The organism is Undibacterium pigrum, from assembly GCF_003201815.1.
GTDB classification, from domain to species: Bacteria; Pseudomonadota; Gammaproteobacteria; order Burkholderiales; family Burkholderiaceae_D; genus Undibacterium; species Undibacterium pigrum.
In genome coordinates this window covers 237,834-250,256 of the sequence record NZ_QJKB01000003.1, presented here as the reverse complement: position 1 = coordinate 250,256, position 12,423 = coordinate 237,834, and the positions used below count along the sequence as shown (strand labels likewise).

9 protein-coding genes are annotated in these 12,423 nt (G+C 50.3%); 7 read left to right on the top strand and 2 right to left on the bottom strand.

Annotation, left to right across the window (positions count from 1 at the left end):
• The first annotated feature begins 26 nt into the window (after positions 1 to 26).
• From DFR42_RS12030 to DFR42_RS12005, 6 genes are all read left to right on the top strand, one after another.
• On the top strand, positions 27 to 836 hold the full coding sequence (locus DFR42_RS12030) for a cytochrome C assembly family protein (protein WP_110255227.1): 810 nt from the start codon (positions 27 to 29) through the stop codon (positions 834 to 836).
• Positions 833 to 1,072, top strand: coding sequence for a PP0621 family protein (locus DFR42_RS12025; RefSeq protein WP_146218833.1), 240 nt, complete (start codon positions 833 to 835; stop codon positions 1,070 to 1,072). Before DFR42_RS12030 ends, DFR42_RS12025 begins: the two co-directional genes overlap by 4 nt.
• Positions 1,073 to 1,096: 24 nt before the next feature.
• A complete protein-coding gene (locus tag DFR42_RS12020) occupies positions 1,097 to 2,860 on the top strand; it encodes a sensor histidine kinase (RefSeq protein ID WP_110255225.1) in 1,764 nt (587 codons plus the stop codon).
• Positions 2,857 to 4,335 (top strand): sigma-54-dependent transcriptional regulator, encoded by a 1,479-nt coding sequence (locus tag DFR42_RS12015; protein WP_281275158.1) that lies wholly within the window; start codon positions 2,857 to 2,859, stop codon positions 4,333 to 4,335. Before DFR42_RS12020 ends, DFR42_RS12015 begins: the two co-directional genes overlap by 4 nt.
• Positions 4,336 to 4,998: 663 nt before the next feature.
• Positions 4,999 to 7,854: a ribonucleoside-diphosphate reductase subunit alpha gene (locus tag DFR42_RS12010; protein WP_245936957.1), complete on the top strand. Its 2,856-nt coding sequence runs from the start codon at positions 4,999 to 5,001 to the stop codon at positions 7,852 to 7,854.
• 121 nt (positions 7,855 to 7,975) lie between these two features.
• Positions 7,976 to 9,196 (top strand): ribonucleotide-diphosphate reductase subunit beta, encoded by a 1,221-nt coding sequence (locus tag DFR42_RS12005; RefSeq protein ID WP_110255223.1) that lies wholly within the window; start codon positions 7,976 to 7,978, stop codon positions 9,194 to 9,196.
• A 540-nt stretch (positions 9,197 to 9,736) separates the two neighbouring features.
• Here the strand turns inward: DFR42_RS12005 and DFR42_RS29195 are convergent.
• The gene (locus DFR42_RS29195) at positions 9,737 to 10,588 is read right to left on the bottom strand and encodes a hypothetical protein (RefSeq protein ID WP_170133496.1); all 852 of its coding nucleotides are present in this window, start codon (positions 10,586 to 10,588) and stop codon (positions 9,737 to 9,739) included.
• 246 nt (positions 10,589 to 10,834) lie between these two features.
• On the opposite strand from DFR42_RS29195, the gene DFR42_RS11995 reads away from it, so the two are divergent.
• The gene (locus DFR42_RS11995) at positions 10,835 to 11,383 is read left to right on the top strand and encodes a YggT family protein (protein WP_110255221.1); all 549 of its coding nucleotides are present in this window, start codon (positions 10,835 to 10,837) and stop codon (positions 11,381 to 11,383) included.
• On the opposite strand, the gene DFR42_RS11990 is transcribed toward DFR42_RS11995, so the two are convergent.
• A complete protein-coding gene (locus DFR42_RS11990; protein ID WP_245936938.1) occupies positions 11,380 to 12,384 on the bottom strand; it encodes a LacI family DNA-binding transcriptional regulator in 1,005 nt (334 codons plus the stop codon). The genes DFR42_RS11995 and DFR42_RS11990 overlap by 4 nt on opposite strands.
• Positions 12,385 to 12,423 lie beyond the last annotated feature (39 nt).

Below are 12,423 nucleotides of genomic sequence, written 5' to 3'. Positions count from 1 at the left end.
TATGCGACATGGTGTAAACTTGGCCCATGCAAATCTATCTATCATTTCTTGCCGCAGGCTTATATATACTAAGTGTAGTATTGCCCGGACGCTTGCTGACACTGGTCAATGCCGTCAGCGTCCTTGCCTGGCTGACACATGGCATGGCATTGTGGCTGACCATTTTCCCTGATCATGCGCTCAGAGTGGGTTTTGCCGTTATGCTGTCGGCGGCCTTATGGGTGTCAGTGTTTGTGTGCTGGCTGGAAAACCGCAATGCTGCGCTGGATGGTTTGCGTCTGTTATTAATGCCAAATGCTGCCGTGATGGCAATATTGCCCAGCTTCTTCCCGGGTAGCCTGATCGCTCTGGCAGGTAAAACCGCCATGTTCCCCTGGCATGTGGTAATTGCCATGCTGGCGTACAGCACGCTGACCATTGCTGCTTTTCATGCGGTAGTCATGACGGTGCAGGATAAACATTTGCACCAGTTGCGTGGCTCGCATCAGGCAGACTGGCTCAATAAGCTGATCGACAGATTGCCTGCCTTGCTGACCATGGAAAAAATCCTGTTTCGTTTTGTTTTGCTTGGTTTTGTTTTATTGACATTGACTGTCTTGTCAGGCGTCATATTTTCAGAGCAGGTATTGGGTGTTGCTTTCAAGTGGGATCACAAGACTTTGCTGTCACTGTTGTCCTGGCTTTTGTTCGCCATTTTGCTGACCGGTCGTTTCTGGCGTGGCTGGCGTGGTAAAACTGTACTGACTTTCACGTTGTCAGGTTTCGTCACCTTGTTGCTGGCTTATGTGGGTAGCCGCTTTGTGCTCGAAGTCTTGTTGCACAGGAGCCTGTCATGAGAATGTTGTTCTGGTTAGGTCTGCTGGTATTGATCATCCTGGCTTTGAAAAAGAAAATGCAGCCGCCAAAAAGACCGGTGGCTACGAGCACAAGCACAGATACTCATCCACACAGCGCCTCGTCGGCGGAGACCATGGTCTGTTGTGCACATTGCCAGATTTATCTGCCAGCATCGGAAGCGGTGCAACGTGGTGAGCAAATGTACTGCAGTAAAGAACATGCTGATCTCGCATGATGCGGTACTACAGGCGGGATATTGATGTCTGAACACCACTCTGCCATTGGTGAACCTTCCCAATCATTCTGGCGTTCGTTACAAACGCTGAATGCTTCGCGGGTAGTCGTTGCCGCCAGTTTGCTGATCTTGCTTAGCCTGCGCACTGACAAGGATGTCTGGGCCAATGAGTATTTGTTTGGCCGTGACATAGGCTTGATCTATTTGGCGGTCGCCATCGGTTTCCTGGTGCTCAAGCAATTGTATCCGCGTCGCTTCATGCGGCAACTGACATCGCAGATACTGGTCGACATCATCATTATTTCCATCATGTATCTGGCCAGTGGTGGCAATAAAGGTGGTTTGGGCATTTTGTATCTGTTTCCGCTGGCAGGTGCAGCCATACTTAGTCCCCTGATCTGGTCCTTCTTTTTTACGTCCATCGTCGTCCTGTTTTTGTTGGGCGAAAGCATGTATCACTACATACGGGCGGAAGATGGCGCACCCTTGTCGCAGGCGGGCTTGTTTGGTGCTGCTTATTTTGCGGTGGTGTCTGTGGTAAATCGCCTGGCAAATAATCTCATTAACCAGGAGAGACTGGCAGCACAGCGTGGCAATGCATTGGCCATACAGCAGGCGATTAATCAACTGGTTATTTCAGATATGGGCGATGGCATCCTGGTGTTAAATCAGGATGCATGCCTGTTTGAGATCAATCCAGCAGCAGTACGTATGCTGGGCGGGAATCTCACCAAGGAAATGATAGGAGTTGAATTGGCCGATATCTCCTCCTTGCGCCCCATCGTCGAAGTGTTGAGCAGCATGCAAGGGCGTCCCAATCTGCCAGATCGCCGTAAGGAAGAAGAAATTTCTTTCGTATCCATACGCTGCTATCTCGAAGATGTTCGCCCTGAACTGGGGGAACTGGCAGCCGATACCGCAACCGGGGAGCGCAATGAGCGCGAACGCCCGCATTTCGTCACTCACCTGAAACTGCGTGTGGTTGCCATCAAGGGTGTCAATGCCGGTGCCAAGAAAGATCGTAGCGGGTCTTATACTATCGTCTTCATGCAGGATGTATCTGATATTGAAAATCAGGCGCAGCAACTGAAGCTGGCCTCGATGGGGCGACTGACAGCCAGTATAGCGCATGAGGTACGCAATCCGTTGTCCTCGATTTCCTATGCGGCCTCACTGCTCAATGAAGATCTGGACAGTTTGGGGCCAGACAGGAAGCAGGCAATCCGCTTGCTTAAAATCGTTGATGACAATGTGACACGGCTGAATCAGCTGATCGAAGATATCCTGAAACTCTCGCGCAAGGCTCAGTCAGATGTGACCGCCTACTATGTCATGGATATGGTGACAGAAATGGTAAGGGATTTTGTAGAAACCCGGGAACTGGCCGATGATTTGATCCTGGTTGTGCCAGACAAGAATTTCATGGTCGACTTTGACCCCAGTCACTTACGGGAAGTGGTCTTGAATCTGTTGTCGAATGCCATACGTTATGCCAGTGGACAAGCTGGCAGTATCAGATTGTTTGCCCATGTTAATGCCAGTGGTCGTCAGGAGTTGCATATACAAGATGATGGTCCGGCCATCCCCTATGATGTACGTTCACATTTATTTGAGCCTTTTTACACAACTTCGCGCATGGGAACGGGTCTTGGCTTGTACATGGCCAGAGAATTGTGTTTGAATAACCATGCCTTGCTTGATTATGAGTACAGGGTTGAAGAAACCGACCAAGGCAAGGCAGAGCCCAGTGGGCGTTTTGTAATTAATTTCTCTGGATTTAGTGCATGAGTATGAATGAAGTTGCGACCTGTCCCCGTATCCTGGTCGTCGATGATGAGGCACATCTGCGCGAACTGCTGGAGATTACCCTCATCAAGATGGGCCTGGATGTAGACAGTGCAGAAACCCTGGCGTTGGCGCGCAGCCATCTTGCCAGGCATAGTTATGCACTGGTATTGACTGACATGCGTCTGCCGGATGGTTCGGGTATGGAACTGGTGCAGGAAGTTAATAGCAACTACAAGAACACCCCAATTGCCGTGATCACCGCGTTTGGCAGCGCCGACAATGCCGTGGTTGCCCTCAAGGCTGGCGCTTTCGATTATGTATCCAAGCCTGTTGCACTGGATCAGTTACGCAAACTGGTCAGATCCGCCTTGCAAACCAACGAAGTTCAGAAAGAGCAACAATCAACACCAGAAAAACAGGCCGTTCCTGCAAACTCTTTCATGATAGGACAGTCGCAAGGCATGCAGGAGGTCAGAGCGCAGATCAGTCGCCTGGCCCGCAGCATGGCGCCGGTCATCATTACAGGTGAGTCCGGTAGCGGTAAAGAGTTGGCTGCGAGGGAAATTCATACCAGCAGTGCCAGGTCAGATAAGCCTTTCATTGCCGTTAACTGTGGTGCGATTCCTGAAACCCTGATGGAAGCCGAATTTTTTGGCTATAGAAAAGGTGCGTTTACCGGCGCTGCTGATGACAGGGACGGTTTTTTTCAGGCCGCCAATGGTGGTACGCTGATGCTGGATGAAGTGGCAGATCTGCCTTTGCCCATGCAAGTCAAGTTATTGCGTGCCATACAGGAAAGAAGGGTACGCAAAGTAGGCGCTACCGTGGAAGAGGCAGTCGATGTGCGTATTATCAGTGCGACACACCAGAATCTGGCGATCTGTGTAGAAGAAGGACGCTTTCGCCAGGATCTGTATTACCGTCTGAACGTCATTGAATTACATCTGCCACCTTTGCGCGAGCGGCTCGAAGATATCGTCGAATTATCCAGCGGTATTCTGAAGAAATTGACAGGTAATGATATTAATATGTCAGTCGATGCCATCGACGCCCTGATCAGCTATGATTTTCCTGGCAATGTGCGTGAGCTGGAAAATATACTGGAGCGTGCGGTAGCATTTGCCAATGATGACTGTATTGAAGTCACCGACCTGGCCTTGCGGGGAACCAGGAAAATACCTGACTTGCCCATGGTGCAGCCAGTTCCCACCGAGGTCATTACGAATAGCAACCACAGTGCGCCGGGTGCTGATCAGACCCCGGTTTCTGTCCCTGATGTGCTTGCGGTCCAGGATATATTCGCTGCACCGGGTTTGCCTTGTTCGCTTCCTGACTATCTTGAAAACGTAGAGCGTGAAATGATACGCCGCGCTTTGCATCAAACTCGCAACAACCGCACCCAGGCAGCAGAATTGCTGGGCGTCAGCTTCCGTCAACTGCGTTACCAGATACAGAAGCTGAAGATTCAGGAGTAAATCATTTAGCTGTGCCTGCGTTGACCAGGCGACTATCCGGACAACAGCGCACTCTGCAGCATCGCAACCAGGGCAGATCTGACCTGGTACGCCTTGGTGGTAAAAACTATCCCTGCTACCACGCGGTAGCGCTGGCCTGTTGTGATCTCATCAGCAATTTTTAATTGGCCAATTGAAAGACCCTGCGCCTGGCACGTCTTTTAACGTTAGTGACTACTCGCGGCCGCACTTACGCATTTCTGTGCTTTGCGAAAGTCAACACCCCATACACATATTTACAGAAAAAATAATTCAATTAATTAAATAAAAAGCGGTTGCATATAGGTGGATGCAGCACTAGAATTAGGGCAAATAAAAAGTAGCGCACTAGATGTAGTGGTTTTCAGAATTTGTTTGTTTTCTTGCCTTGCTTCAATTTCCCTCATGTTTTGCAATTGAATTTGTGTCTGATGTAAACAAAATAAACCGGATTTGGCGATCTTCGCCGCATCCGGCTGTGAGCCGTACTGCGCCTTAATTACCTAACTGTTTAACCCCCAATGCCAGCAAGTTCGTTTTTCTTTAACTTTGCTGGCAAAAAATAACACCGCATCCGGAGGATCAATGCACTCTTCTATTGAAATATCTACTACGTCCAAACCAGAACTTGGATCGGTTTTGAATATGGCGGCAACACCCGCCACCAATAGCCTGAATAGTTATAGCGAATACCGCATCATTCGCCGTAATGGTTCTGTAGTTGGTTTCGAACCGTCCAAAATCGCCATCGCCATGACCAAGGCATTTCTGGCGGTAAATGGTGGGCATGGTGCTGAGTCTGCCCGCGTACGTGAACTGGTAGAGCAACTGACGGCCAGCGTAGTCGCAGCCTTGTTGCGTCGCCAGCCTGCCGGCGGCACCTTTCATATAGAAGATGTGCAAGACCAGGTTGAGCTGGCCTTGATGCGTTCTGGCGAACATGATGTTGCCCGTTCTTATGTCTTGTACCGTGCCAAGCGCATGGAAGAGCGCCGTCGTGTCAATGATGCGCCTGGCCATGTGGAAGCTGCTGCGCCGCAATTACATGTCATCGTTGACGGTCAACCTCAACCGCTGGACGTGGCAGAAGTACGCAAGATGATTGCTGCTGCCTGCCTGGGCCTCGACAAACTGGCTGATCCTGATGCTATCCTGGCCGAGACACTGAAAAACCTGTACGACGGCGTACCGGTAGAAGAGCTGTATAAATCCGCCATCCTGGCTGCCCGCGCGCTGATGGAAAAAGAACCTGCTTACAGCCAGGTTACTGCACGTTTGCTCTTGCATACAGTCCGTAAAGAAGTGTTTGGTAAAGAAGTGGCGCAACAGGATGCGGCTGCAGAATATCTTGAATACTTCCCAAAATTCATCAAGAAAGGTATCGAAGCCGATTTGCTCGATGCCAAACTGGGTCAGTTTGATTTGAAAAAACTGGCGAATGCCCTGGTTGCTGACCGTGATCTGCAATTTGGTTACATCGGCCTGCAAACTCTGTATGACCGTTACTTCCTGCACGTACGTGGTACCCGTATAGAAATGCCTCAGGCTTTCTACATGCGTGTAGCGATGGGCTTGTCCCTGAATGAAATCGATCGCGAAACCCGTGCCATAGAATTTTACAATTTGCTGTCCAGTTTTGATTTCATGAGCTCGACACCGACCCTGTTCAATTCCGGTACACAACGTTCACAACTGTCTTCCTGCTACCTGACTACGGTTGCCGATGATCTCGACGGTATCTACGAAGCCATCAAGGAAAACGCACTGCTGGCTAAATATGCCGGTGGTCTGGGTAATGACTGGACGCCAGTACGCTCGCTCGGCGCGCATATCAAGGGCACGAATGGTAAATCCCAGGGTGTTGTTCCTTTCCTGAAAGTCGTCAACGACACGGCAGTTGCTGTTAACCAGGGTGGTAAGCGTAAAGGTGCGGTATGCGCCTACCTGGAAACCTGGCACATGGATATCGAAGAGTTCCTCGATCTGCGCAAGAACACAGGCGATGATCGCCGCCGTACCCATGACATGAATACCTCGAACTGGATTCCTGACCTGTTCATGAAGCGCGTCATGGAAAAAGGCGACTGGACTTTGTTCTCTCCATCCGATGTACCAGACTTGCATGATAAATTTGGTAAGGCTTTCGAGCAGGCATATGTCGCTTATGAAGCAAAAGCAGCCAATGGCGAACTGACTTTGTCCAAAAAAATCCCGGCACTGGACTTGTGGCGCAAGATGCTGTCGATGCTGTTTGAAACTGGCCACCCATGGATCACCTTCAAAGATCCTTGCAATATCCGTTCACCACAGCAGCACGTAGGCGTAGTCCATAGCTCCAACCTGTGTACAGAAATTACCCTGAACACCAACGACAGTGAGATCGCGGTATGTAATCTGGGTTCGGTCAACCTGCCTGCCCACATGAAAGACGGCAAGCTGGATCACATTAAATTACAAAAAACTGTGCGTACAGCGATGCGTATGCTGGATAACGTCATCGACATCAACTACTATGCAGTGAAGAAAGCACGCGATTCCAATTTGCGTCACCGTCCTGTCGGTATGGGTATCATGGGTTTCCAGGATTGCCTGCACATGATGCGCATCCCTTATGCATCGATGGATGCCGTACAGTTCGCTGATACCTCCATGGAAGCCGTCTGCTATTACGCTTATTGGGCATCAACTGAACTGGCTGAAGAACGTGGCCGTTACAGTTCTTACACTGGCTCTTTGTGGGACCGTGGCATTCTGCCGCAAGACTCCCTGAAGATGCTGGCTGAAGAACGCGGCGGTTATCTGGAAGCAGATTTTTCAGAAACCATGGACTGGTACCCATTGCGTGACCGCATCAAGAAATTTGGCATGCGCAATTCCAATTGCGTTGCGATTGCCCCGACTGCAACAATTTCTAACATTATTGGTGTGGCCGCCTGTATCGAACCGACTTACCAGAACCTGTATGTGAAGTCGAATCTGTCCGGTGAATTTACCGAGATCAATGAACACCTGGTGCGCGATCTGAAAGAGCGTGGCATGTGGGATGAAGTCATGATCTCTGACCTGAAATACTTTGACGGCAGCCTGGCCCGCATCGACCGCATCCCGGAAGATCTGCGCGCTCTGTATGCGACAGCATTTGAAATCAGCCCATCCTGGCTGGTCGAGGCGGCTGCGCGTCGTCAAAAATGGATAGATCAGGCGCAGTCCCTGAACATCTATATGGCAGGCGCATCCGGCAAGAAACTGGACGAGACTTATAAACTGGCATGGTTGCGTGGTTTGAAAACCACTTACTACCTGCGTACCATAGGTGCAACGCACACTGAAAAATCCACCAGCAAAACTGGTGCATTGAATGCGGTGGCGGTGGATGGTAATGGTGGTGGTTATGGTGCAGCCTCAACTGGTATCGCCGCGGCTCCCCAGGAAACGGATGGCCCGGCCTGCATGTTGCGTCCAGGCGATGCTGGTTTTGAAGAGTGCGAAGCTTGCCAATAATCGACACCAGGTGTCATGACATTGGGTAAGCCAGGTCACACCTGATGACCTGAGCGTTGTGAGAAGAGGCCAAGTCTCTTCTCACCAAAAATAAGCTGTTACAAAAAGTAAGGAATTGATAATGTTATCTTGGGATGATGAAGTACAACCGGCCAGTCCAGCAGCGCCAGCACCGCGTCCAGTCAGTGCCCCGTCGGCTGCTCCAGTAAGCGGCATGGACTTGCAAGCACGTTTGCAAACACAAGAAGTTGCCCTCAACCCAGCCCTGGTCAGCAAGCCAGTAGCTGCAACTGCTCACGCTGCCACTGCAACCGGTGATGTCGCCCGCCGCGTGAATGCTGCTGACAAGCGCATCATCAACGGCACCACGGATGTGAACCAGCTGGTTCCCTTCAAATACAAATGGGCCTGGGATAAATATCTGGCAGGTTGCGCCAATCACTGGATGCCACAAGAGATCAATATGCAGCGTGATATTGAACTCTGGAAAGACCCGAATGGTCTGACTGAAGATGAGCGCCGCCTGGTGAAACGTAATCTCGGTTTCTTTGTTACCGCTGATTCTCTGGCTGCCAATAATATTGTGCTCGGCACCTACCGCCATATCACGGCACCGGAATGCCGTCAGTATTTGCTGCGCCAGGCTTTTGAAGAAGCTATCCATACGCACGCTTATCAATACATCGTTGAATCGCTGGGTCTGGATGAAGCAGAAATCTTCAATGCCTACAATGAAGTTGAATCCATCCGCGACAAAGATCAGTTCCTGATTCCTTTTATCGACGTGCTGACCAACCCTGAATTCAAGACTGGCACCACCGAGGCAGATCAGACTTTACTGAAGTCTGTCATCGTGTTTGCCTGCCTGATGGAAGGTCTGTTTTTCTATGTCGGCTTCACACAAATTCTGGCGCTTGGCCGCCAAAATAAAATGATGGGCGCGGCTGAACAATATCAATACATCTTGCGCGATGAATCGATGCACTGCAATTTCGGGATCGATTTAATCAATACAATTAAGATGGAAAATCCGCATTTGTGGACGCCAGCATTTCGCGATGAAATTAAATCGTTGTTTTTGCGTGCTGTGGAGTTGGAATATCGTTACGCAGAGGATACAATGCCGCGTGGAGTGCTCGGTTTGAATGCGCCAATGTTCAAAGGTTATTTACGGTTCATTGCAAATCGCCGCGCACAACAAATCGGTCTTGAAACGCTGTTCCCTCAGGAAGAAAATCCTTTCCCTTGGATGAGTGAAATGATAGACCTGAAAAAAGAGCGCAACTTTTTTGAGACACGTGTGATTGAGTATCAAACTGGCGGAGCCCTCAACTGGGAATAAGCGCTGAAAACAGCGAACGCCAAAATCCGGATCAGGGATTTCTGATCAAGTAGTGCGAGCAGGTTGATTGAAGTTTTGAATGTGATGTTGAATTTGGGTTTGCAAGACCCCAGATAGAAAAGACAGACACAAGCAATCATCAAATCAGGAAACGCCGCAAGCTGTCAGTGTCCCCCGGGATTGCTCATGATTTGCACAAGATGTAAAACGCGAGAGGCCTCACCAAACTGAATGGACAGTCATAGACAACATTGTTTTGAACTGTTAGTGCCGCAATACCTGGCTACACTGGGTATTGTGGCTATTGGTCTTTGTATTTCGCAACAGGATACCGGCGTCTGCAATTAATGCAGGCGTTTTTGGGTTTGCCGCCAGGCCAGGAGCCGGCATTAAGCAACATTAAGCAAACCAGGATGGCTGAAGTGCCCCATCAATAGAGGGGATGGAGCAGTTCGGCCGGTGCAGAATTCATTAGCGCAAACAGCGATCATGTTTGTGCCGATGAATAATCCGCTTGAATGGATCGAGCGGATTTAATTTTTATCTGATTTTTTCCATCAATCGAAGGAGAAACAAAATGGCAACAGCACCACAACCGTCCCCGGACGAACCAGTAGCAGCGAAGAAACCTGCTGCAAAAAAAGCAGCAGCTAAGACAGCTAAACCAGCAGCAGCGAAAAAAGTAGCGGCCAAGCCAGCAGCAAAAGCTGCAGCTAAACCAGCAGCTAAAGCTACCAAGGCAACGGCTAAACCAGCAGCAGCTAAAAAAGCAGCGGCCAAGCCAGCAGCAAAAGCTGCAGCTAAGCCAGCAGCTAAAGCTACCAAGGCAGCAGCTAAACCAGCAGCAGCTAAAAAAGCAGCGGCCAAGCCAGCAGCTAAAGCAACCAAGGCAGCAGCTAAACCAGCAGCAGCTAAAAAAGCAGCAGCCAAGCCAGCAGCTAAAGCAACCAAGGCAGCAGCTAAACCAGCAGCCAAGGCAGCTAAGCCAGTAGCGAAAAAAGCAGCGGCCAAGCCAGCAGCAAAAGCTAAAGCAGCAGCTAAACCAGCAGCCAAGCCAGCAGCTAAAGCGACTAAGGCAGCAGCCAAGCCAGCAGCTAAAGCGAAAGCAGCAGCTAAACCAGCGGCAAAAGCTAAAGCAGCAGCCAAGCCAGCAGCTAAAGCTAAAGCAGCCGCTAAACCAGCAGCTAAAGCGACAAAGGCAGCAGCTAAGCCAGTAGCGAAAAAAGCAGCAGCTAAACCAGCAGCAAAAGCTAAAGCAGCAGCCAAGCCAGCAGCTAAAGCAACTAAGGCAGCCGCTAAACCAGCAGCTAAAGCTGCTGCAAAGCCTGCTAAAGCAGCCAAGCCAGCAGCAGCAAAGCCAGCGGCTAAACCAGCAGCAGCCAAAGCAGCCAAGCCAGCAGCAGCCGCTAAGCCAGCCGCAGCAAAAAAAGCCGCGGCTAAGCCAGCCGCAAAAAAGGCCGCTCCAGCAAAACCAGCGACACCTGATGCAAAAACCGTTGTTAGTCCAAATGCAGCGTGGCCTTTCCCAACTGGTAATCGCCCGGCATAATCTTTGATATGCTTGGTGGCCTGGTTTTATTCAGGCACAATACCCACTGTCTGATTCGTCATGCAGTGGGTTTTTTTTAAGGGTGTATCGTGTTATCTGAAATTTTCACTTTTGTCATTGATACAGTGACCGGTTTGTTTGCTGGATTTTTGCTGCTGCGTTTCTGGATGCAAGTGCAAAGAGTCCGTCCACCAGCAGGTCTTGCGCAAGCAATTTTTCAACTGACAGATTGGCTCGTTCACCCTATACGCAGGATAGTCCCGGGTTTTCGTGGATATGACTGGGCAACGCTGATTGCTGTTTTAGTAGTCGCCATGCTGGCGATGATGGTCAAGGTATGGCTGCTGGGCCAGTTTTCCCTGCTTGCAATTCTGTGGCTGACGATTTTCCGTGTACTTCAATGGATACTCTATGGCCTGATGGCATTGCTGGTGCTGGAAGCCGTGTTTAGCTGGGTTAACCCACATGCACCCTTCGCACCTTTTATCCGTGCCTTGAACGAGCCGGTCTTGTCGCCTTTGCGCAAATTGATTTCACCATTGGGCGGGCTGGACTTTTCACCTTTGGTCGCTTTGATCATATTGCAGATATTAAATATGGTGTTGATCAAGGCATTTGCAAACTTACCTTTATTTTAAGCCTCAGGCTTGCTGGTTGACTGGCGTATTACCAGGCTGGATTTCAGCATCTCCCGCCTTAATGGCGCTTCCGGGTCAACGATGCGGTTGACCAGTATCTGGGCTGTCAGATTACCTATGGCTTGTTTGGGCTGTGCTATCGTCGTCAATGGCGGGGTGCTGAACGAGGCCAGGGCAATATCATCGTAACCAATGACGGACAAGGCTTCCGGTATCCTGATGCCAGCCTCATTGGCTGCCCTGATGCCGCCTATCGCCATCAAATCATTACTGGCGAAAATTGCCGTAGGCCGTTGCTGTAGCGCCAGCAGTTGCTGGAAAGCGTTAAAGCCACCCTGGCTGGTGAAGTCGGCATGGATCAGATATTCACTCTTGAATTCCAACCCTGCTTCCTGCAAGGCGCGGCGGTAGCCGGTGACGCGGTCACCACTTGGTAGCAAAATGTCGGGACCAGCAACGCAGGCAATATGCTTGTGACCAAGACCTATCAGGTAACGGGTCGCTTCATAGCCACCCTGTTCATGGTCGGCTTCAATAAAATCGGCCACCACACCTGATACTTCCCTATCCACCAATACCTTGGGTATGCCTTCGTCGGCCAGCAATTGCGTCAACTCTTCATCTGAACCGGAGGACACCAGGATCAGGCCATCAATGCGTTTCTCCATCAGCACGCGGATATAGGCCGCCTGCTTCTTTGGGTCATCATAGGAATTGCACAGGATAATGTTATAGCCCAGCTTGAATGAAGCATCCTCTATCCCCTGTATGATTTCGGCAAAATAGGGATTGGAATTATTCGGTATCATCATACCCAGGGTGTGGGTGCGGTCATTCTTGAGGCTGCGCGCAACCGCGCTGGGGATGTAGCGCAATTCCTGGATGACAGCCAGCACACGTTCACGTGCATCTTCACTGACGACACGGGTATTATTGATGACGTGAGAAACCGTGGTCGTTGAAACCCGGGCTTTCTCCGCGACTTGCTTCATTGTTGCCATAAGAGTCCTGCCTTTCTGTGCCAAGATTATGACGCAGGA